The 24899-nt window shown below is 35.8% G+C and carries 23 protein-coding genes; 5 read left to right on the top strand and 18 right to left on the bottom strand.

Annotated elements, in window-relative coordinates:
* Positions 1 to 1218, top strand: coding sequence for a bifunctional 3,4-dihydroxy-2-butanone-4-phosphate synthase/GTP cyclohydrolase II (locus CLV62_RS12230; protein WP_110311076.1), 1218 nt, complete (start codon positions 1 to 3; stop codon positions 1216 to 1218).
* Positions 1219 to 1344: 126 nt separating this feature from the next.
* Positions 1345 to 2538: a pyridoxal phosphate-dependent aminotransferase gene (locus tag CLV62_RS12225; RefSeq protein WP_110311075.1), complete on the top strand. Its 1194-nt coding sequence runs from the start codon at positions 1345 to 1347 to the stop codon at positions 2536 to 2538.
* A gap of 158 nt (positions 2539 to 2696) precedes the next feature.
* Here the strand turns inward: CLV62_RS12225 and CLV62_RS12220 are convergent, their stop codons facing one another.
* The 3 genes from CLV62_RS12220 to CLV62_RS12210 all read right to left on the bottom strand — a co-directional run bounded on the left by CLV62_RS12220 (position 2697) and on the right by CLV62_RS12210 (position 5341).
* Positions 2697 to 3233, bottom strand: coding sequence for a DUF3806 domain-containing protein (locus CLV62_RS12220; RefSeq protein WP_110311074.1), 537 nt, complete (start codon positions 3231 to 3233; stop codon positions 2697 to 2699).
* A 61-nt stretch (positions 3234 to 3294) separates the two neighbouring features.
* A complete protein-coding gene (gene mgtE / locus CLV62_RS12215) occupies positions 3295 to 4683 on the bottom strand; it encodes a magnesium transporter (protein ID WP_110311073.1) in 1389 nt (462 codons plus the stop codon).
* 70 nt (positions 4684 to 4753) lie between these two features.
* Entirely contained in the window at positions 4754 to 5341 is a 588-nt protein-coding gene (locus tag CLV62_RS12210) for a thymidine kinase (protein WP_110311072.1), read from the bottom strand.
* A gap of 210 nt (positions 5342 to 5551) precedes the next feature.
* Between CLV62_RS12210 and CLV62_RS12205 the strand changes: the two genes are divergently transcribed.
* A complete protein-coding gene (locus CLV62_RS12205; protein ID WP_110311071.1) occupies positions 5552 to 6619 on the top strand; it encodes an NADH:flavin oxidoreductase/NADH oxidase in 1068 nt (355 codons plus the stop codon).
* Positions 6620 to 6697: 78 nt separating this feature from the next.
* Here CLV62_RS12205 and CLV62_RS12200 read toward each other — a convergent pair whose 3' ends face one another.
* From CLV62_RS12200 to rfbA, 7 genes are all read right to left on the bottom strand, one after another.
* Positions 6698 to 7243, bottom strand: coding sequence for a 30S ribosomal protein S16 (locus CLV62_RS12200; protein ID WP_110311070.1), 546 nt, complete (start codon positions 7241 to 7243; stop codon positions 6698 to 6700).
* Between the two features lie 199 nt (positions 7244 to 7442).
* Positions 7443 to 8438, bottom strand: a complete 996-nt coding sequence (locus CLV62_RS12195) for a DUF3137 domain-containing protein (RefSeq protein ID WP_110311069.1) — start codon at positions 8436 to 8438, stop codon at positions 7443 to 7445.
* A gap of 120 nt (positions 8439 to 8558) precedes the next feature.
* Positions 8559 to 9119 (bottom strand): LemA family protein, encoded by a 561-nt coding sequence (locus CLV62_RS12190; RefSeq protein ID WP_110311068.1) that lies wholly within the window; start codon positions 9117 to 9119, stop codon positions 8559 to 8561.
* A gap of 18 nt (positions 9120 to 9137) precedes the next feature.
* Positions 9138 to 10145 carry a S41 family peptidase gene (locus CLV62_RS12185; protein ID WP_110311067.1) on the bottom strand — a complete coding sequence of 336 codons (1008 nt, stop codon included), beginning with the start codon at positions 10143 to 10145 and terminating at the stop codon, positions 9138 to 9140.
* A gap of 68 nt (positions 10146 to 10213) precedes the next feature.
* A complete protein-coding gene (locus CLV62_RS12180; protein WP_110311066.1) occupies positions 10214 to 10975 on the bottom strand; it encodes a glycoside hydrolase family 25 protein in 762 nt (253 codons plus the stop codon).
* Positions 10976 to 10978: 3 nt separating this feature from the next.
* On the bottom strand, positions 10979 to 11527 hold the full coding sequence (gene rfbC / locus CLV62_RS12175) for a dTDP-4-dehydrorhamnose 3,5-epimerase (RefSeq protein WP_110311065.1): 549 nt from the start codon (positions 11525 to 11527) through the stop codon (positions 10979 to 10981).
* A gap of 4 nt (positions 11528 to 11531) precedes the next feature.
* Positions 11532 to 12392, bottom strand: coding sequence for a glucose-1-phosphate thymidylyltransferase RfbA (gene rfbA / locus CLV62_RS12170; protein ID WP_110311064.1), 861 nt, complete (start codon positions 12390 to 12392; stop codon positions 11532 to 11534).
* A 225-nt stretch (positions 12393 to 12617) separates the two neighbouring features.
* Between rfbA and CLV62_RS12165 the strand changes: the two genes are divergently transcribed.
* On the top strand, positions 12618 to 13361 hold the full coding sequence (locus tag CLV62_RS12165; protein ID WP_110311063.1) for a hypothetical protein: 744 nt from the start codon (positions 12618 to 12620) through the stop codon (positions 13359 to 13361).
* Positions 13362 to 13502: 141 nt separating this feature from the next.
* Here CLV62_RS12165 and rpiB read toward each other — a convergent pair whose 3' ends face one another.
* From rpiB to CLV62_RS12145, 4 genes are all read right to left on the bottom strand, one after another.
* Positions 13503 to 13967, bottom strand: a complete 465-nt coding sequence (rpiB, locus tag CLV62_RS12160; protein ID WP_110311062.1) for a ribose 5-phosphate isomerase B — start codon at positions 13965 to 13967, stop codon at positions 13503 to 13505.
* A 63-nt stretch (positions 13968 to 14030) separates the two neighbouring features.
* Positions 14031 to 16061 carry a transketolase family protein gene (locus tag CLV62_RS12155; RefSeq protein WP_110311061.1) on the bottom strand — a complete coding sequence of 677 codons (2031 nt, stop codon included), beginning with the start codon at positions 16059 to 16061 and terminating at the stop codon, positions 14031 to 14033.
* A gap of 293 nt (positions 16062 to 16354) precedes the next feature.
* Positions 16355 to 17650, bottom strand: a complete 1296-nt coding sequence (locus CLV62_RS12150; protein WP_110311060.1) for an MFS transporter — start codon at positions 17648 to 17650, stop codon at positions 16355 to 16357.
* Positions 17651 to 17773: 123 nt separating this feature from the next.
* On the bottom strand, positions 17774 to 18859 hold the full coding sequence (locus CLV62_RS12145; protein ID WP_110311059.1) for an aldose epimerase family protein: 1086 nt from the start codon (positions 18857 to 18859) through the stop codon (positions 17774 to 17776).
* Positions 18860 to 19130: 271 nt separating this feature from the next.
* On the opposite strand from CLV62_RS12145, the gene CLV62_RS12140 reads away from it, so the two are divergent.
* The gene (locus CLV62_RS12140) at positions 19131 to 19952 is read left to right on the top strand and encodes a tetratricopeptide repeat protein (protein WP_110311058.1); all 822 of its coding nucleotides are present in this window, start codon (positions 19131 to 19133) and stop codon (positions 19950 to 19952) included.
* Positions 19953 to 20014: 62 nt separating this feature from the next.
* Here CLV62_RS12140 and CLV62_RS12135 read toward each other — a convergent pair whose 3' ends face one another.
* The 4 genes from CLV62_RS12135 to murB all read right to left on the bottom strand — a co-directional run bounded on the left by CLV62_RS12135 (position 20015) and on the right by murB (position 24890).
* Entirely contained in the window at positions 20015 to 21148 is a 1134-nt protein-coding gene (locus CLV62_RS12135; RefSeq protein WP_110311057.1) for an adenylyltransferase/cytidyltransferase family protein, read from the bottom strand.
* 41 nt (positions 21149 to 21189) lie between these two features.
* Complete coding sequence (locus tag CLV62_RS12130) at positions 21190 to 22347, bottom strand: iron-containing alcohol dehydrogenase (protein ID WP_110311056.1); 1158 nt, start codon at positions 22345 to 22347, stop codon at positions 21190 to 21192.
* Between the two features lie 132 nt (positions 22348 to 22479).
* Positions 22480 to 23784 carry a UDP-N-acetylglucosamine 1-carboxyvinyltransferase gene (gene murA, locus CLV62_RS12125; RefSeq protein WP_110311055.1) on the bottom strand — a complete coding sequence of 435 codons (1305 nt, stop codon included), beginning with the start codon at positions 23782 to 23784 and terminating at the stop codon, positions 22480 to 22482.
* A 101-nt stretch (positions 23785 to 23885) separates the two neighbouring features.
* Positions 23886 to 24890, bottom strand: a complete 1005-nt coding sequence (gene murB / locus CLV62_RS12120; RefSeq protein WP_110311054.1) for a UDP-N-acetylmuramate dehydrogenase — start codon at positions 24888 to 24890, stop codon at positions 23886 to 23888.
* Positions 24891 to 24899: the final 9 nt, after the last annotated feature.

Here is a 24899-nt window from a genome sequence, read left to right as displayed (position 1 = left end):
ATGTTGGAGATAAAGTTAGATACTATCGAAGAAGCGATAGAAGAAATAAAAAAAGGGAACTTTGTGGTCGTGGTTGATGACGAAGACCGTGAAAATGAAGGTGACCTGATTATTGCTGCAGAAGCAATTACCCCTGAGAAGGTAAATTTTATGGAGACTCATGCTAAGGGACTTCTTTGTGTTCCATTGACCGGAGAAAGATGTGATGAATTGGATCTACCTATGATGGTTACTAGTAACACATCAGTACATGCTACTCCATTTACTGTATCAGTTGATTTATTGGGACATGGTTGTACTACGGGTATTTCGTCATTCGACAGATCTCAAACTATTTTAGCTTTGGCTAAAGCAGAAACAAAAGCAGAAGATCTGGGACGTCCCGGACACGTGTTTCCTCTACGAGCAAGAGACAAAGGAGTTTTGAGTCGTATTGGTCATACCGAAGCTGCTGTGGATTTAGCAAAACTGGCGGGACTATATCCGGCAGGTGTTTTGATCGAAATAAAGAAAGAAGATGGAGAAATGGCTCGTCTTCCCGAATTAATGAAATTTTCAAAAGACTTTGGTCTTAAGATAATATCAGTGGCTGATCTGGTTAAATACAGATTATGCCGTGAGTCTTTGATTGAAAGAGGTGCTGAAGTGAATATGCCCACAGAACATGGCGATTTTCATCTGATTCCTTTTAAACAAAAATCGAATGGTTTGGAGCATATTGCTTTAATAAAAGGTACATGGGAAGCTGATGAGCCTATTTTGGTAAGAGTGCATTCTTCATGTATGACCGGAGATATTTTTGGATCGAAACGTTGTGAATGTGGTGAACAACTTCACAAATCAATGGAAATGATTCAAAAAGAAGGTAAAGGCGTAATTGTTTATCTAAATCAAGAGGGACGAGGTATTGGTCTGATGGCTAAAATGCAGGCTTATAAACTTCAAGAAGAAGGTCTGGATACGGTAGATGCAAATCTACATTTGGGTTATCAAGCTGACGAACGCGATTATGGTGTAGGAGCTGCAATACTTCGTGACTTGAATGTGAAAAAAATGCGTTTATTAACTAACAATCCGATAAAACGAGTCGGTCTTGAATCTTTTGGATTAGAGGTTGTTGGAAATGTGCCTATCGAAATTACTCCTAATAAGTATAATGAAGCTTATATGAAGACCAAGAAAGATAAAATGGGGCATATTTTGCATAATTTAGATTGAGATCATAACTTTCTTTTTATTACTTCAAAAGAATAATTAAGAGAGACTTAAAATATAGCAATCTACATTACTAAGGATTACTTAATATATAAACTAGAAAAATACAAATAAAGAAGAATAATTAAAATGGGACAGGTAGCAGATCGTATCGCTAATCTTTCGGCATCCGAAACATTGGCAATGTCACAGAAGAGTTCAGAACTGAAAGCTCAAGGTTTTGATGTTATTAATCTAAGTGTTGGTGAGCCCGATTTTTACACTCCGGATCACATCAAGGAAGCGGCGAAAAAAGCGATAGAGGATAATTTTTCATTCTATAGCCCTGTTACCGGATTTCCTTCTTTACGTAAAGCTATTTGTGCTAAATTGCAAAAAGAGAATAACCTGACCTTTCAACCAGAGCAGATCGTTTGTTCGAATGGTGCAAAACAATCGGTTTATAATGCTTTGCTGAGCGTTGTAAATGCTGGAGATGAAGTTATAATTCCTGCTCCATATTGGGTTAGCTATATAGAAATGGTAAAATTAGCCGAAGGAACAAGTGTAATTGTTTCTGCCGGCATAGAACAAAATTTCAAGATAACAGCTGCCCAACTTGAAAATGCTATAACACCTAAAACACGTGCTATAATTTTATGCTCACCTTCTAATCCAACAGGGAGTATATATTCTAAGTCAGAATTAGAGGGGCTGGCTAATGTATTGGCAAAGCATCCGAATATTATCATTCTTGCAGACGAAATATATGAGCATATTAATTATGTAGGTAAGCATGAAAGTATTGCTCAATTTGAGAATGTAAGAGATAGAGTTGTAATTATTAACGGCGTTTCTAAAGGCTATGCAATGACAGGATGGCGTTTGGGATGGATTGCTGCTCCTAAATGGATAGCAGATGCTTGTAATAAGTTACAGGGACAAGTTACCTCGGGTCCATCTTCTATCACTCAAAAAGCGGCAGAAGCGGCTTACACAGGCGATCAGTCATGTGTAGAGACTATGCGTGTAGCATTTGAGCGTCGCCGTGATTTAGTTTATAAGCTAACATCGGAAATCGAAGGCTTTAACATAGAGAAACCTGATGGAGCTTTTTATGTATTTCCTGATTGCTCTTTCTATTTCGGAAAATCATTTAATGGCAGAAAGATTGAGAACTCAGGCGACTTGGCAATGTTCTTATTAGAAGAAGGACATGTTGCTTGTGTTGCAGGACAAGCTTTTGGTGCTCCTAACTGTATTCGTTTTTCATATGCAACCGCAGATGAATTACTTGTAGAGGCTTTGAAACGAGTAAAAGAAACTTTGGCTAAGTTAAAATAAGGTCGCAGACTTCCTTATTACCTAGATAAGCCAATAAGTATAAGATATCATTAAATACTTTCATTTACTTAATAATCTATACATATAAAAAAGCAAGAGTTTAATAAACTCTTGCTTTTTTATATGATTTGCTTAAAGGAATAAAAAGGTCTGCGACCTTAGCTTCCAAAAGAACCATCATCTAAATGCTTTTTGATTAAATCCATTATAGCTTGTAGCGATCCCTCCCTGTTCTGTTCTATTGCTTTCCATATGGAGCTGAAAGGGAATGTCTGAAATACAGGATTTTCAGAAACACATGCAAAATCGTTTCCATACTCATCACTGATAATAGTCCATTTAGTACCATATGCTTCATTCATGCAATGACCGAATGCTGAACCTATGGCATTTACAAACTCCTCTTCACTTACATGTTTAAAACTGCTGCGTCTATGTAGCCATAAATAAATAAGCTCATCCAGGTCTTGTGCAGAGTAGTTCGACAGATTTTTATGAGGACTAAGTTGAGTAAGAAGAATTTCTGCATCAACCAAACTGTATGCAATAAACTCTTTATCTTTATCGCCCAGATTGAGTAAGTCTTGCTCAACTTTATCTACTATCTTAGTCTTATACTCTACTGTGCGTCCTTCGATTTCGAATGATTTATGTTCAAAATCTTCATCATTGAACTTATCTTGTTTTTTACTCATATCTTATTCACTTTTGAGAATAGTAATCAGATGATCTTAAGCAATAAAAAGGTCTTAGACCTTAGCTGAGAACCGAACCAAACATAATGCTGGCAATAGTCAGATATATAATAAGTCCTGTTACATCGACAATGGTCGCAACAAAAGGGGCTGATGATGTGGCGGGATCGGCGCCTAATCTACGCAAAATGAATGGAAGCATCGAGCCTATTAATGAACCCCAGAGTACAATTCCAACTAAAGATAAAGATACCGTGCTGGCTACCATAATCCAATGATCACCATATAAATGGGGGAATATGAAATGCCATACGAAAATACGTATAAAACCAATAATACCCAATATGATACCCAAACTTAGCCCTGAAATAATTTCGCGTCTGAATACACGCCACCAATGCGATAAGCGTACATCTCCAACTGCCATTGCTTGGATAATAAGGGTTGAAGCCTGTGATCCGCTATTCCCCCCACTTGAAATCATCAGAGGGAGAAACATCGCAAGTACGATTACTTTAGCTAATTGGTCTTCATAATATTGCATTACTGAAGCTGTCAATAATTCGCCAATAAATAAGACAATTAACCAGCCTGCACGCTTCCATATTAATTTGTAGAGAGGAACATCCAAATAGGGTTCATCTAGTGTACCACTCGCTCCAAATCGTTGCATATCTTCCGAATACTCTTCGTCAGCAAGCCACAAAACATCGTCAATGGTAATAATACCCAGCAAAGTTTTGTCAGAAGCTATAACGGGTAAAGCGACCCGATTATTCATCTTGAATACCTTGATAGCTTCCTCTTGAGGATCTTCAGCGTTCAGGGATATAAGCCTGTCATCCATCAAGTCGGCTATCGGTGTATGAGGGTCGACAAGCAATAAATCACGAATCCTGAGGTCATCAAGCAAGACTCCATTATCGTCCAATATGTATATTACGTCAATAGTCTCTGAGTTTTTACCTCGCAGCCTGATTGTGTCTAATGTTTCCTGTACCGTGAAACTCTTATTTATGGCAAGATAGTCGGGAGTCATCAACCGACCTACACTATCTTCCGGATAAGCTAATAGCGTAGATACTTCTTTTTTATCTTCAGGAGAAAGTAAAGAAAGCAATTGTTGAGATAGTTCTTCGTCTTTTAGTTCACCTAGAAATGCCGTCTGGTCATCCGGAGGCAAACCTCTCATAATCTCCGAAACCTTAAGTTTTGGTAGTTTTTTTATGACTCGTTCTTGTGTTGGAACGTCTAAAATTCTAAAAACATTGATAGCTCTGTTTACACTCATTGTATCTATAATGAGTGGAGCATAATCAGGAAGTTCATCAATCAAATCTTCTATTATGGAGATATTAAGACTATCAAGGTAAGTTCTTAACTTTTTTTTATCTCCCGATTTGATTAGTAATTGGGTGTGATGAACAATGTGTTTGAGATCTTTTCTCATACTGAGGAAGTTTTAATCAGTAAATACTGGAAAACTCTTTTTTCTCAAAAAAAGTTTTCAGAAACACTCTCTATTTTTTCTCATTCAACCGTATATAGCATTGTCGGCAGAGTGGCTTATATTCCTCTAACTCTCCAAGCATCACCTGCTTGTCGTTTGTTGATACAAGCCGGAACGAATAGTTTGCTAATTTACCACATTCTACACATATGGCATGTACTTTTTCTACATCATCGGCAATTGCACATAAATTTGGCATTGGACCAAAAGGATTCCTTTTAAAATCCATATCTAACCCTGCTATAATGACCCTGATACCTTGATCTGCTAATTGCTGGCATACATCAACTAAACCCATATCGAAAAATTGGGCTTCATCGATAGCTACAACTTCTATGTTGGATGCCAGTAAAAGGATATTACTCGAATGTTCGACTACAGTCGAGGGAATCGAGTTTCTATCGTGTGATGTGATCTCAATTTCAGAATAACGTGTATCAATCGCCGGCTTAAATATTTCTATCTGTTGTTTAGCTATTTTTGCTCTTTTGAGTCTGCGCAAAAGTTCTTCCGTTTTACCTGAGAACATCGATCCGCATATTACCTCTATACTACCTCTGTTAGCTGTTTCGTGTATTGTATTTTCAGTATAAATCATAAAAAGAAAGTATAAGAGGTTTAGAAATTCATATTAGAATGATCTGTAAAAGATGCATCTATATTTTAAGCCGTGCAAAGATAGATTTTATAAAAAAGATATGAAAATGAAATATTATAAAATACTTCAATATTGTCTGGATTATTTCTTAATTTTATAGATTGTATGTAATGTTGTGGTTATTATCTGAAAGAAAAAAATAAATAAAACATGTCTAAACTATTAACTTCATTCCATTTGAAAGGTATTACTCTGAAAAATAGGGTGGTGATGTCTCCAATGTGTCAGTATTCGGCAGAAGATGGTTTTGCCAACGATTGGCACTTTATCCATTATGGAAGTCGTGCTGTAGGTGGGTGTGGAACTATAATACAAGAAGCTACTGCTGTATCTCCCGAGGGGCGTATTAGTCATGGCGATTTAGGTATTTGGAAAGATGAGCACATTGAAAAATTGACTCAAATTGTAAAATTCGTTGAGAAACACGGAGCCGTTGCAGGTATTCAACTTGCTCATGCCGGAAGAAAGGCTAGTTGCGCTTTACCTCAAAACGGAGGAAAACAATTAATTGAGGGGGCTAATAGCTGGACTACAGTTTCTGCATCAGCCATCCCGTTTGAAGCAAATGAAAATCCTCCGATCGCTTTATCAAAAGAAGCTATTAAAGGCGTGATTGAAGATTTTAGGAATGCGGCTTTAAGGTCCTTAAAGGTTGGCTATAAAGTTCTGGAAATTCATGCTGCTCATGGATATCTGATTCATCAGTTTCTATCTCCGCTGAGTAATCACAGGACAGATGAGTATGGAGGGAGTTTCGAAAATAGAACAAGGTTTCTTCTTGAGATTGTTGATGTATTAATTTCTCTATTGGGTGAAAAACATTCTCTCTGGGTACGCATTTCGGCTACCGATTGGGTTGAAGGAGGATGGAATATTGAAGATTCCGTAGAATTGTCGAAACTATTAAAAGATAAAGGTGTAGATGTAATAGATGTATCCACAGGAGGCAATATAGCTCATGCTAAAATTCCGGTAGGACCTTCTTATCAAGTTCCTTTTTCAAAACGTATAAAAAGAGAAACCGGTATTATTACGGGAGCTGTGGGGCTTATTACCGATGCTAAGCAGGCTGAAAATTTACTAAATGCAAGCAAATGCGATTTGATATTCTTAGGTCGTGAGTTATTGCGTAATCCCCAGTTTGTACTTAATGCAGCAAAAGAATTAGGTGATACTGTGGCTAATTATCCCGTTCAATATCTGCGAGGGTATAAGTAATTGTAGATTTATTATAAAATAAAAAAGGTAATCCAATCGGATTACCTTTTTTAGTATGCTGTATCAAAAATGTCGAATTTACTCAGCACTTTCTGCAGCAGGAGCTTCAGGAGCTTCTACTTCAACAGCAGCAGGAGCATCTTTCTCTGCTTTTGCAGCAGCAGCTTCAGCTCTTTTTTGAGCTACAGCCTCAGCTTTAGCTTTATTTACAGCTTGTTCTGCTTCGAAACGTGCTTTAACTTCAGCACTTGCTTTTTCTGCGTGTTTGTTTTTTACAGATTCAGTAGCTTTATCTTTGTTTGCTTTCCATGCTTCAAACTTAGTTTCGGCATCAGCAACAGAGAATGCACCTTTAGTTACCCCACCAAGTAAGTGTTTCTTCATAAGAACACCTTCTTCAGAAAGGAGATTGCGTACTGTATCAGTTGGTTGTGCACCAACTTGTAGCCAATACAAAGCTCTGTCAAAGTTTAACGTAACTGTAGCAGGATTAGTGTTCGGGTTGTACGAGCCAACTTTCTCAATAAATTTACCATCACGTGGTGCTCTGCTATCTGCAATAATGATTTGATAAAAAGGATAGTCTTTACGTCCTCTTCTTTGTAAACGGATCTTTGTAGCCATTTCTTAAAGTAATTTTTAATTAGTACATAATTATTTATTAGCGGGTGCAAATATAAGGATAAGTTTTGTATTTATCGCCTGCCACTCCATATATTTCAGCTATTTGGATAAATGAAGGTATTTAATAATATGTTTTGAGGTTATAACAAACTATAGTTGTAATGTTATACCTGCCAAAACAATAAATAGGTCTGAGACCTTACTTGTTCCAGATACGTGTATTGAGGTCTAGAATTTCGACAGCCGACAGAATATGAATCAAATTTCCTACATAATACTTAATAGTCTGCTCGTCATTAAGTGGCTTATTCGTATTAAGAGTAAAGAGTTCAAAATCACCGCTAAGGGCTAAATATAATTTACCATTGATGAAAGATGCGTGTAAAGAGCCTTTTCCAAAAGTATCAGATAGGTTCATAAAATACTGTTGCATCGAAGGTGTCAATATATAGCGTGCCTCTACGGGATCCGTAGCATATACTACATATCTTTTCTCGAAATCGGGATCTTCCAGATATATCATCTCTCCTCTTCCTGTCGCACCGAATTTTTCCTGCATCCATCGTCCTATTCCTCCGAATATACGTTCTGCTGTATCCGGAAAGATGTATATTTCGCCATTGAAATTCTTATTGCTGTCAGCTATAAGGAATACACCTCTGAATATAGTATGCCATTGGGTTCGGGTTCTTCCTTTGCTGTCGGTTGATTGTGTTTTGTATTGGGTGTGCAAATTAGAGAATAATACGGATGTTTGTCCTAGATTTCCCTGTGTTAAGTTGCTTCCATCGTATTTGTCGGTAGATCTTCTAAACAAATTGGAAAGGAAATAATCTTTCTCACTTATGTAGCTGTTGGCATTAAAATAAGTTTCAGATAAAAATTCGGATACAATATGTGGTACTATTCCATTGTGAAATTGTTCGCAGAGATTCTTTTTCAGAGGTTTTATCCAATAGATATATGTCAGGATATATCCAATAATAAGAATGATAAATAGTGGAGCTAAAGGCAGATACAAGAATAAAACTATGGAGATAAATATTGCCAGAGATGCAACAACTATAAGCCAGAATGTTTTCAGTTGCTTTTTATATTCCAATCTTAAATCTTCAATCGGTTGTAATCGATATTGTAACTGGAATTGAAGATCCGATACTCGTTGTTCAATATTATTAAGAAGAGAAACAGACATGTGTTATCAGATTAGTGTGCGAGTATAATTAAAAGTAACGTTAAATATTTAATTCGATGTTTTGCTAGCATAACAATCGGAGATGGTTATGCTAACAAAGTGATAAATAGGTCTGCAACCTTAAAATAAATTTGTCACATTAGGATTCTGTTGTTCGGTTTGCGTTGCTGTTATCATTTCCTTACGCTGATAATTCATTTGTGAAGCGAATATGCTTGTTGGGAACATCTCTATTGCATTATTATAATTCATAACTGTCGCATTATATGTTCTGCGAGCGGCAGCTAATTGCCCTTCACATTCATTTAATGAAGCTTGGAGCCTCGAAAACTGCTCACTGGCTTTTAGATCGGGATAATTTTCAACTGAAATATTAAAAGATTTGATTGCCTGATCTAATTGCCCGTTTAATTCGTTTTTTTGTGAATCGGTTATACCGGGACTTTGAGCTTGTGATCTTAACTGTACCAATCGTTCTAACAAAGTGCTTTCGTGTTGCATATATTGTTTTACAGTGGCGACCAGATTGGGGATTAAATTATAGCGTTGTTTAAACATCGCATCTACTGCTCCATTGGCATATTCGACTTTGTTCTTAAGCCCTATAAGCCTGTTTTTTATGCTTATTATAATAATCGCTGCAAGAACGATTAATCCGATTATTAAAAATATGATTTCCATGTTGATACTATTAAAATGTTAGTTTTGTTTGTTATTTAAAAAACTACGGGCTTTTTCTATCATTGAGTCAATTCCTCTTGACATATCCGAATGACTCATATCAACCTCAATATCCGGTTCTATTCCAAATTCAATATGTTCTTTGTTTGCATTTACTATAGGAGACGACGAAAAGCGTACATACCAACCATTTGGGAGTTCAGAAGAAAAAGGTAAACCGCTTCCTCCTCCTGTTTTGTCTCCGATGATGGTCACATTAGGTGCATAGGTCATAGCATTCACAAAATCGTTACATGAACTATAACATTTTCTATTGGTTAGAACAACCACCTTTTTTTGATATCTGAGTCGATCGGATGGTTCTATATAACGCGGATAAGGACTGGAAAAATCATTATGTCCTTTCCCCGTTTTGTGCATAATATATCCTACCAAAGTTTTATCATTAAAGAAACGTGAAGCTATTTTATCAGCATTGCTTAAGAGTCCGCCTCCATTATTTCGTACATCTATGATAATACCATTACAAATCGACATGCGGCTTATAATCTGATCGAGATTACCTTCTCCAATACCGCTGGAAAAACTCTCGTAATATATGTAACCGATGTTGTCTTCGAGAATTTTGTATTTCATACCTGCCGCAATTGAATAATCAGTTCCCAGATAGTTCTTCTGTATTTTTTCATCAAAATTATCAGGATAATCTTCGAACCATTTCCAATATCTTGCAACATTATGTGTAGCTATAAGGTTTACATGGCCGTCTTGTAATTCAGCCAACATTTCACCCATGACATCAAAAAAGGCATCGTTACTCATACTTTCACTAATACGGTCAGCATAGCGTGTGTGAATTTCGTCCCAATCAATTTTCTTATATTCAAAGAAACAATACTTCTGATCCATAGTTTTCCATAAAAGCTCAAAATTATCTCGTTTTGAGTTATTATATTCGTCTTCATGAAAACATGACGGCAAAAAAGTTACTAAGAATAAGCAAATAATGGTTGATATATACTTCATTACTCAATTATGTATTGTTTTTTCAAATTTATAAATTCTATTTTGTATTTCTGCATATAGGTGAGAAATTATGGAAATTGTAGCTGGCGAAGATCATCAAATGAATATCTGAAATAATTAAGATCCAAATCTCCTACAATTCCGTCTAATTCACCTTTATGAGTGAATTGCCAGATAACCCAATTCCTTATATCATCATTCGGCTCTTTGTTTAAGCTGCTTATCCATATTGGGTTATTGGGAAAAGAATCACTGATATACAATTTATAACAATCGATATTTGTATAAATAACGGGATGAAAACCATAGTATTCATAAAGCTCATTCTCCATTACCGATAGTTCTTTTATGACATTTTTTACAAAAGAAGGATCCTTACTATATGGGTTTGCGGGAGAATGTTCTACATCGATAGCAGGAATCAAGTCTCCCGATTTACATTTTGCAACTCGAATAAAATGTTTGGCTTGTTCGCGTCCCGAAACTCCAAAGTTATAAAAGTGATATGAACCAGTTTTAATATTATTCTCTTTTGTCAGTTTGTAATTATAAATGTAATTGCGATCATCGTGCGTGATGCCTTCTGTAGCTTTTAGATAAGTAAAGGTTATGTTTTGTCTTTTGACTTCTGCCCAGTCCAATATCGGATTGTGGTGTGAGACATCTATTCCTTTGACTTGATATTTACTGCTTTCCTTGAATGTATCTGCTGTTACGCTTTTTTTATAGAAATGGTATGCGAGAGCGAGTAGTAATATAATTAAAGTCGACACTATTGTGATCGACTTTAATTTATTTTTTTTATTCTTTTTTTTGGATTTTTTTCCCATCTTTTATTCAAACAAAATTGCTTCTGTGAGAAGTTTGCCTGTTTTATCTTTACCCGAGAGAAGTATTTCATCTTCAGATATTCCCCAATCTATAGCTATTGTGGGATCACTCCATATAATTGAAGCTTCGTGATTTGGAGCATAAATATTGTCGATCTTATATGTGAAAATTGCAATATCACTTAATACGACGAAGCCATGAGCAAAACCTCTAGGGACAAAAAGTTGTTTTTTGTTTTCAGCAGTTAATTCAACGGCGACATATTTACCAAAAGTGGGAGAGGACTTGCGTATATCAACAGCTACATCCAATACACTTCCCTGTACTACCCGAACTAACTTAGCTTGGGCATGTTCTCCGGTTTGATAATGTAATCCTCTTAAAACACCTCTTGATGATTTCGATTCATTATCCTGAATGAAGTTTGTTTTCCCTACGAATTTCTCGAATTCCGATTGCCTGAATGATTCCATGAAATAACCACGGTCATCACTAAATACGCTAGGTTCTATTACCCAAACTCCTTGTATGTTTTGTTCTATAAATTTCATATTCTTATAATAAACTCAAAATATATTTACCGTATGCTGTTTTATCTAATTTTAGGCCTAGTGTTTCCAGCTGACCATTACTGATCCATCCATTACGCCATGCTATTTCCTCTATGCAAGCAATATAAAATCCTTGTCTGCTCTGAATTGTCTCAACAAAGTTTCCTGCTTCCAATAAACTGTCACAATTACCTGTGTCCAGCCATGCAAAACCTCGCCCAAAAAGTTCAACTTGAAGTGTCCCTTCAGATTGGTATACTTTATTCAGATCTGTAATTTCATATTCACCTCTAGGTGATGGTTTCAGGTTTCTTGCTTTTTCCGAAACTGTATTGTCATAAAAATAAAGGCCTGGAACAGCATAATTCGATTTAGGCGTTTCCGGTTTTTCTTCTAAAGACAGAACTTTTCCATTTTCGTCAAATTCTACAACCCCATACGCTCTGGGATCTTTTACATAATATCCGAAAATACATGCTCCTTTATTTATAGATGCGGCACGTTTTAGCATAGATGAGAATCCTTGACCGTAAAACATATTATCTCCAAGTATAAGACATCCGGGTTCTCCATTCAGAAAATCTGCACCAAGTACAAACGCTTGAGCCAACCCGTCGGGTTTTTCCTGAATAATATATTCGAAATGCATTCCTAATTCATCTCCTGTTCCGAGTAAATCCTGAAACATAGGTAAATCACGAGGTGTTGATATTATTAATATCTCTCTGATTCCTGCCAACATTAGAGTCGAAAGTGGATAATAGATCATTGGTTTGTCATATACAGGCATTATCTGCTTCGAGATTGCCTTGGATAAAGGATAGAGTCTGGTAGCACTTCCTCCGGCAAGAATGATTCCTTTCATGCTTATTTCTTTTAGATATTAAAGCAAAGATAATATTTTGCAGCTAACAAAAAAACAGATGTGAAATAGAGATATTTGGAATATGTTAAATAAAAAATATATATTTGAATTATTAACTACCTGAAAGTATGTAATGATCTATTTTCGAATTATAACATTCTATAGTTGTTATAATCGTCAAAACATTAAAAAGTCTGAGATCTTAGTAATTTTAAAATTGAAAAAATGAGCACTAAAAACACTAAAAATAATGAAGGTTACAAGTTAAATGAACAAAGTGATAGTATATATATGGAGCAGGAACCGGATACTTCGTTTTCATTCAATCAATTATTTAAAGATGCAGGAAAACAGAGTTTAAAAGCTCTAAAGTGGTTTCTTATTGTATTGCTTTCCTTTGGCTTTCCCAATATTATACTTTTTATAGTATCCATACTGAAATATGGGAGTAGACCTTTTGGCGAATCAAGCCTGTGTATAATTATCATATTGCTTACAGGTCTTTGCTTTACCTTTTTTGCATTGTATATTACTTATAAGTATCTATTGATTGATACACTAAGCATAGCATATCAGTATTTGACACCTTTATTCAAAAAAATATGTGTGAAGATTATTGATAAAGTAATCTCCGGAGGAAACAGATTAACGGGAAGGCATGATATTGAAAAAACGTTGAATGTAGGTAGTCTTATGATTGAAGTTTATGGAAAACAATTACCTAGCTATGTAAGAAAATCAGTTATATTTATTCTTAATCGAGTACCTTTTAATGATTTCTTATTTAATATGCAGGATGATCTGAAAAGTGGAAGAAAAGATAGTAGAACATTAAGTGAGATGTTATACCTACAATTGGATAGTTATATAATCAATACCTTCTTCAAAGGTAATTCCATGAAATGGATGTTTTGGTTCTTACCCCTGAATATAATTATACAGGTAATATTACTGATTTTTATTAAATAGCTAACTAAACTCGCAGAGCTTATTTGTTGCTACAAATAGAAAAAAGTGATTATATACTTTCAATTACCTATATCTGAAAGTAAGCTAAATAAAAACGGACTTCAATCTTGAAGTCCGTTTAGTTTCTATATTTATTTCTATTTATACGGGTATCTTTTCAATGCGTCTTATATGACGCCCTCCTTCAAAAGGAGTATTGAAGAATGCTACAACAATATTATATGCTTCTTCATGAGAAACATAACGTCCCGGTATAACTAAAACATTAGCATCATTATGCGCCCGGGTTAATTTTGCAATTTCGGGATTCCAGCATAAGACAGATCTTATACCCTGATGTTTATTCAATGTAATATTGATACCGTTACCTGTCCCGCATATTCCAATTCCCGGATAACATTCTCCTTTTTCAATAGCAATAGCCATTGGATGGGCAAAATCCGGATAGTCACAGCTTTCAGATGTATAAGTTCCAAAATCTTTATATGCTATCCCTTTCTCTTCGAAAAGAGAAATTAAGTAAGATTTTAGTTCAAATCCTGCGTGGTCGCTACAAAGACCAACAGGTTTCTCCGATTGAGAGAATAACGATTGTGTAATAGCCATATCTATAGATTTTTAATTGACTTTAACTATTTAATGCTTCTCCAAAAAATAAGATCCGAGACCTTATTTTTTCAGATACTCTTTTACTTGTTTGTATACATTATCAGCAGTAAAACCAAGTTTTTCATCTAACACTGTATAGGGTGCTGAAAATCCAAAAGTTTCAAGTCCCCATACTTTACCGTTGTCTCCTACTAAACCAAGAAGATTTACAGGTAGGCCGGCAGTCAAGCCGAATATTTTTTTCCCTGAAGGAATAACTGATTCCTGATATTCTTTCGATTGATTCCTAAACAATCCTTCAGAAGGAACAGATACAATTCTCGATTTTATGCCATCAGCATCTAATAGTTTAGCACCTTCAACCAAAGTTGCTACCTCAGAACCCGAAGCTAAAAGGATTACATCATAGTTATCATTATCCGCAACTACATAAGCTCCTTTGGCAGCTTGAAGAGCTTCACTATAACGAGATACTTTCGCAGGAAGGTCTTTTATATTTTGACGAGAGAATATTAATCCTGTAGGAGTAGAAGTATTTTCCATAGCCAATTTCCATGCAACAGTAGTTTCTACAGCATCTGCAGGACGAAGTACCAGCATTGAATTTTGATTGTGGTGGTTTTTCAATTTCTCCATTAATCGAATTTGCGCTTCTTGTTCTACAGGTTCGTGAGTTGGACCATCTTCACCTACACGGAATGCATCGTGTGTCCAAATAAATTTGACAGGTTGTTGCATTATGGCTGCCATACGAATAGCAGGCTTCATGTAATCAGAGAATACAAAGAAGGTTGCGCAAGCTGCAATAAGACCCCCGTGTAAACTTATTCCTATTGATAAACAAGCCATTGTTAATTCACTGACTCCTGCTTGTAGAAATGCTCCTGAAAAATCGTTTTTCTTAAAGCTTGTTGTATATTTTAAGAAACCGTCTGTTTTATCAGAATTTGATAAATCGGCAGATGATACGATTATATTCTCTACATTCTGAGCTAATACCGATAATACAGCAGCAGAAGCAGCACGGGAAGCAATATTATTTTTTTGTTCTATTCCTGCCCAATCGATCTGAGGAACTTCTCCTGCAAACCAACGTTTCATCTTATCGACTAACAGGGGATTTTCTTTCGCCCACTTCGCTTTTTCTTCGTTGCGTTTAGCTACAATTTCTTTCAATTCCTGAGCACGTTTTGCATATAGCTCTTTTGCTTCCGGGAATATTTGAAATGGATTTTGACAATCACCACCCAAATTTGCTATCGACTTTTCAAAACAAGCACCACTTTCGCCCAGAGGCATACCGTGAGTAGCTGTTTGACCTTCGAAACTCGAGTTATCTTCTTTAACGGCTCCTTTACCCATAATAGTATGACCTACTATAAGAGTTGGTTTCGATTTCTCTTGTTTAGCCTGAGTTAAAGCTGCTCTTATTTCAGAAGCATCATTTCCGTTGATAGAAATAACATTCCATCCCCAAGCATTATATTTGGCTACAACATCTTCGTCTGTAACTTCAGATGTTTTTGTTGATAATTGTATACCGTTCGAATCATAGAACATAATTAGATTATCCAGTCCTAAGTGTCCTGCAATACGTCCTGCTCCTTGCGATATCTCTTCTTGTACACCACCGTCGGAAATAAATGAATATATAGTATGATCCATTTGATCTCCAAAACGAGCTTTCAGAAATTTAGCTGCAATTGCAGCGCCCACTGCAAATGTATGACCTTGTCCTAATGGACCTGAAGTGTTCTCCACACCATGATCTAAATCCAACTCCGGGTGTCCGGGTGTAATACTTCCCCATTGACGAAATTGTTTTAAATCGTCCAATGTATATTTACCAGCCAATGTCAGTGTTGAATACAACATGGGTGACATGTGTCCGGGATCAAGAAAAAAACGATCTCTATTTTCCCAGCGTGGATTTTCCGGATCGTAAACCAGAAATTCAGAAAACAAGACATTGATAAAATCGGCTCCACCCATTGCTCCTCCGGGATGCCCCGATTTTGCTTTTTCAACCATCGATGCAGCTAGAATACGGATATTATCTGCGGCTTTGTTTAGTATTTTTAAATCATTCATGGTAATTTAATATATCGTTATTTTTTTAGTATATCAGTTTTACAAAAGTAAGAAATAATAAGAGATAAGACAAATATCTAAACCCAATGATTATTAGGTGTTTATACTTATTGTATTTGTTGTTCTTATTTTAATATTATAATGATTTAAACCTCAAAGTTTTACCTTTTCCATAAGACATATATTTTTATTGAAAATTTATAGTAAAGATTCGGCGTTGTTCCTGGATGCTTAAAAAGGAGAAGGCTATAATTAATTATAGCCTTCTCCTTTTTATTTATTAATGTATATTCTTATTCCACTGGAATATCTGTATTTACATTTTTAGAACCTATCAAAGCGTAATATAACAGGTATATTAATCCCATAATTATTACCCAATAGCTATTGATAAATCCGAATGAATCTGCTACTGATCCTTGGATTAGAGGTAATATTCCTCCACCGCAAACCATTACCATGAAAATACCTGAAGCTGTTGCTGTGTATTTGCCTAGTCCTTCAACTGCAAGGTTAAAAATACCTCCCCACATGATAGAAGTACAAAGTCCGCAAAGTATAAAGAACATAACGCTAATAGGCACTTCTGCCAGTCCAAAAGAAATATCGGATTGGAATACAGGCATACTTACTTTTGTGTCGACAGAACTGAAAACTGCCAGTAAAATAAATGCTAAACCTAGTGACGAAGCAAAGGTAAGCATTGCTTTACTTGAAAACTTAGAAGCTAAAGAAGCACCGCAGAAACGACCGATAAGCATTAAGAACCAATAAGTACCTACTACGGTTCCGGCAACGGTTTTATTGATACCTAAGCCTCCGTCGTCTACGCCCGAAGTCATAAATAAGTTTGTAAAATTAGGTATACCTACTTCGATACCTACATATACGAAGATAGCGACAGTACCAAATATAAAGTGACGGAATGATAAAGCACTGTATTTTTCTTTTACTTGCTCTTTTGCTTTAGTAACTAAGTGAGGTTCCGGGATATCCATCAAGAATAATACCACGAATGCTACTGCAAAAATACCCATAGCTATAAATAGAGCAGGGTTTGCGTCTTTAATTGATGGGCTAACAGCGTTTCCAATAAGGTATCCTATTAATACAGGAACTATTGTAGCACTAAGAGAATTGAAAGTTCCTCCAATTTGAATTAATTGGTTTCCTTTTTTACCTCCCCCTCCAAGAGTATTTAACATTGGATTTACTACTGTATTTAGCATACACATAGAAAAACCTGAGGTAAAAGCACCAATAAGGTATACTAAAAAGCTACCTGCTACACCCGAAAGGAATTGTATTCCTACACCTGTGAAACCAACTATAATAGCCAGTAAAGCAGTCTTTTTGTATCCTATTTTCTGTAATAACAGACCGGCAGGAATACCCATAAACAGGTATGCTATAAAATTGGCAGCATTACCTAACTGTGACATGAAATTGGATGCCCCGAATTGGTCTTTTACGATAACACCCATCGGGTTTGGAAGCCCTGTTACAAAGGAGATCATTGCAAAGAGAGCAATCATCATCGCAATAGGCAACGCATAATTTTTTTTCTCGGAAGAAGTTGTCGAACTCATAGTTTTTGTTATTTATATAGTTTATTTTGGTTATAAGTAAATGATTATATTTAATGATACGTTTTCAAGTTATAACAAACAATAGCTGTTATACTTATAGAGTAATAAAAAAGGTCTGAGACCTTAATGTCTGACTGAAAATTTAAATACAGTCTTGCTTTCAAATTTATCTTCAGGTTTTAGTATTATTGATGGGTAGTCTGCATTATGTATACTATCGGGATAGTGTTGGGTTTCAAAACATACGGCACTTTGGGCGGGATAACGTTGTCCGTTTTTTCCAACAAAGTTTCCTGTCATCCAGTTTCCTGTATATAATTGTACTCCGGGTTGGTCTGTGTACACAACCATTTCAATTCCTGTCTTTGGAGAGTAGCATTCTAATGCCTGAACATATTCAGCTTCGTCTTTTTTGTTAAGAATATAGGTGTGGTCATATCCTCTCGCCCAGATTAACTGATCTGTTTTTTCATTGATGTTCAAGCCTATTTCGTGTGGTGTACTAAAATCCATAGGAGTACCTTGTACTTTTTCCGGTTTTCCGTATGGTATAGCCGTATCATCTGTAGGCAGATAGTAATCCGCATTAATTTTTAAAATGTGATCTCCAATAGTTGGATCTCCTGCCCCTGAAAGGTTAAAATATGCATGATTTGTTAAATTCAATATTGTAGTTTTATCAGTAGTCGCTTCGTATTTGATCTCTACCGAATTATCATCAGTTAAAGTATAAGTAACTGTTACCGACAAATTTCCGGGGAAGCCTTCTTCTCCGTCTTTAGACAAATAGGTGAGAGCCAACGTTTGCTTGTCAATTTGTTCTGCATCCCAAACGACAGAATTAAAACCTTTTAGTCCACCATGTAAGCTATTAGGTCCGTTGTTGATGGCTAAAGTATATTCTTTTCCTTCTAAAGTGAATTTTCCTTTTGATATGCGGTTTCCCGTTCTTCCGCAAATTGCTCCAAAATAGGGCTCTTCCGAATTAATAAATTCATCGATCGAATTATGACCTGTAACTATGTCAACTAATGTTCCTGCATTATCAGGTACCATCAATGATGCTATTCTGGCTCCATAATTAGATATTGTAAGTTCTGATCCTTGTGTATTTTGAAGAATAAAAAGTGAGGTGTGTTTTCCATCAACAACTTTTTCGAAATTTGCACATAACAAACCCGACTTAGTTGTTTCTATACGATTATTCATGCTGATTAGTTTTAAAATTATATTACAGAATAAAGACCTGTTTTCGTACGTAAAATTATTATGACTATCTTGCTATACCTAAAAAAAATAGGTGTTCTAAAACATATATTTTAAACTCGCATGTTGTTGTGAAACCCAAATATATTTAAACCGGAATAACATCTATAAACACAATTTCTAAATCTTTATAGTGCCTTCGAAAAACAGATTTAATATATTAAGCATACATTTGCATCTAAGTTCATAGTAAATGTACAAATAATATTTTAAAATGAATAAATATTTCTTTCTTGCGGTCTTTTTTTTGATCAGCTTTATGTCTTCGGCTCAAACCTATGAAGAACTGGTTGCTAAATCTCTTGATTATCTGGATACGAAAGACTATGCTGCTGCAGAGCAAATGTTGAAGGAAGCTATGCGTAAAGAGCCTGGTAATGAAGGTAATATTTTGTTGTTATCAAATCTTGGTACTATTCAACGACAGTTGGGAAAGCCTGAAGAGGCTTTAGTCTCCTATAGTTCAGCTTTAAGTAAGTATCCGAATAATATTTTTGTCCTTCAAAACAGAGCTGCTTTGTATTGTGAATTAGATAGCTTAAATGCGGCAATGAAAGATTATAATATTATCTTATCGCTAGATGAAGATAATGTAGAAGCTCTTTACCGAAGAGGCTTAATATACATGACTGAGAAAAATCTATTGGCTGCCGAAAGTGATTTTGAGCAGATATTAAAGATAAAGCCCGATAATATACTAGCTCTAAGTAGTCTGGCGTTCTCTCTAAAAAGTAGAAAAGATTGGGTTGGTGCAGAAGAAAAATATACAGACCTGATATATAAATATAAGAGTCAGCCTGAATTTTATGTAAACAGGGCGGAATGCTATCTGCAGTTAAACAAGCAGGGTAGGGCTAAAAGCGATTTGGATAAGGCTAAAGAGCTAGGGTACAATGATCCTTTGTTGTATATATTGAAAGGACAACTTGATATCCATCAGTATGATAAATTCAGTGCAAAACGTAATTTTGAAAAGGCACTGGAGCTTGGAGCTAATGAGGAGATTATAAAGCAATATTTATTGTTATGTAAGTAAAATAAAAAGAAGAGGATTATTTAATAATCCTCTTCTTTTGCCAGTACATTGATTATTCTATATTAGCTTCTTCTGATTCTTATCTGAATAGTATTGTTTACGTTTTTTTCGCTTACAAAAATAAGATAGCCACCACCACCGGCTCCACTTATTTTCCATCCATCAACCTTATCTTTATATGTATCTATAATTTCTAATATATCATTAGAGATCATATTCGGATACATACTTATTTGGGCTTTGAAACTTTCAGTCATTGCTTGACCAAAGGCTTTATTGTCTTTATTCTTAATAGCTTGCCAACAATTAGTAGCTGCTTCACTAAGCTTTTTTACGTTCTCCAGATTTATATTGGTATTGCTCAATACATCATAATCCTCATGACGAGGATACAAAGGTACAAGCCACAAGTGTTGTTCAAGCCAGTCTAAAATAGTAGAATCAAGAACGGTTTCTATTTCAGAGGGCCAAAAGTTGCCGGTATAATAAAACCTGTTTAATCCGGGTATTGTTACTCCTAATGCATCTTGTGAGCCACTTACATACTTTGTTCCGGGAGGGTTTTCAAAGCAAAATAAGGTTTTAGCTAATTTCTCTTTATCTCCAGAAGGTATATCTACTTGCCATAATTCAATAGCTTTCTTTCGAGAACTAGTTGACATTCCGCTTCTATCATTAAACTCGTAGTCGGGCTCTATGCAAATTGTTAATACAGGTCCCGAATATAATTCACTAACATTCGGTTGATCAAGCCAGCCTCCTGCTAAATCTATTCGATAGGGTATTCTGCATTCTTCTCTCAAGGCTGTTGTTGACCTGCTTGGTAGATTTCCATGAGGAACCCTCTTACTTACAACATATTCAATACCTAATTTCTTGCATAATTCTTCTTTTATAGAACTATGTCCGTCTGTATTGACAAAAAATATATCAGGTTTAAGTTGTTTTATTTCTTCAAGAAAATCAATGATTCCACTTCCTTGATTAATCCAAGCATCTTTTACTGTCTTTAGAGCTTTCACCATGTATAATCGTTCCTGATCATTATTTATGGTTTTTCGAGCTTTAAGTTCATTTATGGTTTTGTCTGAACCAATGCCTACATATAAATCTCCAAGTGCAGCAGCTTCTTCAAAGAATGCTACGTGCCCACTATGGAGCATATCATAACATCCACTTACAAATACCTTCTTCATATTTTCAGTTTAGTGTATAATCTTAAAGAAAACGTGTCAGATTATAATCGACAAGTTAATATCTCTCTTACAATATCGGGTGTAATATTCGATTTTTCGCCTAAAGTCCATCCGCGACCTTGTAATTTAGAGCATACTTTGTCAATAGAATCTTTATTTAAGCCATAATCGGATAAATGAGTTTTAATATGTATCTCTTCGAAAAAGTTTTCTACGGCTTTGATTGTATTTTCAATACGCTCTTCTCTTGAGAGATTATTATATATTCCGAATACTTCTTGGCCCAATTGAAGTATTTTCTCTGCCTTTTGCTCTTTTAGAATAGTCATAACTCCGGGTAGTACTATTGCTAGTGTTTGAGCATGGTCAAGACCGTATAAGGCCGTAAGTTCGTGCCCAATCTGGTGAGTAGCCCAATCTTCGGGTACACCACAGCCTATCCAACCATTTAAAGCCCATGTTGAAGCCCACATTAAGTTAGCTCTTACATCATAATCATTTGGTGTCGCGAGTGCTTTAGGTCCTTCTATAGTAAGGGTTGTAAGTATAGCTTCGGCGAATTTATCTTGTATCATTGCCCGTAAAGGATAAGTCAGATACTGCTCTATAACGTGAACAAAAGCATCAGCAATACCATTGCTTACTTGTCGGGGAGGTAATGAGTAAGTAACTTCCGGATCAAGTATCGAAAATTTAGGATATACATGAGGCGATCCGAATGCTAATTTGTCCTGAGTCGCACTTTTAGTGATTACAGCACCTGCATTCATTTCCGATCCTGTTGCCGAAAGAGTCAATACAACTCCGAAAGGAATAGCAGCTTTTATTTTAGCATGCTTACTTAAAATATCCCATGGATCGTTACCCTCGAAGCAAGCTGCTGCTGCAATGAATTTAGTCGCATCAACAACAGAGCCACCACCTACAGCAAGTAGATAGTCAATATTGTTTTCTTTTATATACGAAACAACTTCCATACAAGTCTCATAATGAGGGTTTGCTTCAATACCCGAATATTCGAACCATTCGAAAGATGTAAGAGCCTTTGTTACCTGGTCGTATACTCCGTTTGATTTGATGCTGCCTCCGCCATAAATGATAAGAACTTTACTGTCCGCAGGGATTTCCTTAGTAAGGTCTTTTATTGTATCTTTTCCGAAGATAATTTTTACAGGATTGACAAAACTGAAATTATTCATGTTTTATTTTTATTTAGTAAAGTAAGGTCTCAAAGCTATTTGTTACTTTGGTAAGTGTAATAGCCAGAGATAGTTGTAATTGTAAAAATGAATATTTACTGTTACTGAAGATAAAGGTCTGCGACCTTGACCTTAATCCATTCTCATTATATTGGCTCCAAGTTGATTCAGGCGAACATCAATGTTTTGATATCCTCTGTCTATTTGGTCAATATTATGGATTGTGCTTTTACCTTCTGCACACATTGCTGCGATCAAGAGGGCAATACCTGCACGAATATCAGGTGATGTCATAGTTGTGGCACGCATTGATCTTCTGCCTGTACCAATAACTGTTGCTCGGTGAGGATCACATAGTATTATTTGCGCTCCCATATCTATAAGTTTATCAACGAAAAATAAGCGGCTTTCAAACATTTTTTGATGTATTAAAACACTACCTTGAGCTTGTGTTGCTACAACAAGCAGAACACTGATAAGGTCGGGAGTAAGTCCCGGCCATGGTGCATCGGCAATTGTTAGGATAGATCCGTCGATAAATGTATCAATCGTATAATCTTTGTGTCTTGGAATATGAATATCATCACCTCTGCGCTCTAATGTTATTCCTAAGCGGCGAAACGTGTCAGGTATAATACCTAATTCGTCATAAGCCACATTCTTGATCGTAATTTCAGAACTTGTCATAGCTGCCATACCGATAAAGCTGCCAATCTCTATCATATCAGGTAGAATCCTATGAGTTGTTCCTCCCAAAGATTCAACGCCTTCTATTCTGATCAAATTGGATGCTATTCCTGTTATTTTGGCTCCCATGCGATTAAGCATTTTACAAAGTTGTTGCAAGTATGGTTCGCAAGCTGCATTATATATTGTAGTTTCGCCTTCTGCTAAAACTGCTGCCATTATAATATTGGCAGTACCTGTAACCGAGGCCTCATCCAGAAGCATATACGCTCCTTTTAATTTATCTGCTGTTATGAAATATATTTGCTGATCGCTGTCGTAATTGAATTCAGCTCCTAGTTTTTGTATTCCTTCAAAGTGAGTATCTAAACGGCGGCGTCCTATTTTATCGCCTCCCGGTTTGGGTAGTAAAGCCTTTCCGAAGCGAGTTACTAATGGTCCAATAATCATAACCGAACCTCTTAGCGATGCACTTTTCTTTAAGAATTCAGGACTTTCAAGATATGCCAAGTCTACGTTGTCAGCTTTAAACGACCATGTATTTTCATTTATTCGTTTTGTTGTAACTCCCATATCTCCTAATAGAGAAATAAGATTATTTACGTCTAATATATCAGGTATATTTTCTATAATTACTTCTTCGGGAGTTAATAATACTGCACAAATAATTTGTAAAGCTTCATTCTTAGCTCCTTGTGGTGTAATTTCTCCATTTAGGCGACAACCGCCTTCTATAATAAATGATGCCATGGTATCTTATTTTTTAAGTAAAAGTCTTTAATTAGATGTTCTGAAAATGTAACAATTAATGGCTGTTATACTTTCCAAAGTAATAAATAAGGTCTGTGACCTTATAATATTCTTACTTCGGGTTCTAAATCGATATTAAATTTGTCAGCAACGGCTTGTTGTATTTCTTTCATAAAAAAAACAATATCGTTACCATCTGTTGAGCCATAATTCACAATAATCAGGGCTTGCTTAGGATATGTACCTATTTGACCTATCTGCTTACCTTTATATCCGGCTCTGTCTATCAGAAATGCCGCAGAGGTTTTAATTAAACCATTGGGCAATGGATAAAGAGGCAGGTCAGGGTATTCTTTCGATATGCTTTCCGCTACTTGTTCTGTAATATAGGGATTTTTAAAAAAACTACCACAGTTAGGCAACTCTTTTTCATTTGGAAGTTTTCGTTGTCTAATGCGAATCACTGCATCTCTTACCTCTCTGATTGTAGGTTCTGCAATTTCTTCTAACTCTTTATTCAGGTCTGCATATTTAGGTGTATATGTGTATGACCTGTTTAAAAGAAATACGACAGATATGATTATATAATTATCTTGTTTCTTAAAGATACTATCCCTATAAGCAAATTCACATTCTGCATTTGAAAAGGAAACTACTTCTAATGTTTCCATATTAAGGGCAACCACCTCATGTATGCAATCTTTAACTTCAGCTCCGTATGCACCTATGTTTTGAACGGGTGAAGCTCCTACTGTACCGGGTATATAAGATAGATTCTCTAAGCCTGCATAGCCTTTATCTACGCAATATTCGACAAGGCTATCCCAGTCTTCTGATCCCATCACTTCTAGAAATACATGCTCTGAGTCGTCTGATTCATCCGATATCTCTCTAATGCCAAGCATAGTGGGTTTGATAACCAATCCTTCAAAATTTTTAGTGAAGAATAAATTACAACCTCCACCTAAGATTAGCTTTGTTTCTAACGGATAATCACTCAAACACTGTCGGAGTTGTTTTATATCTGTAGGCTCACAAAATATCTTTGCTAAAGCTTCTGTGCGAAATGAATTGTATGGTTTTAACTGCGTATTGTATTGATACATGTCTTATGT

The organism is Indolivaga alginatilytica (assembly GCF_003201355.1).
In the GTDB taxonomy this organism is placed as follows: Bacteria; Bacteroidota; Bacteroidia; order Bacteroidales; family Dysgonomonadaceae; genus Dysgonomonas_A; species Dysgonomonas_A alginatilytica.
The sequence above is the reverse complement of the archived record's forward strand: the minus strand, read 5'-3'. Positions and strand labels throughout refer to the sequence as shown.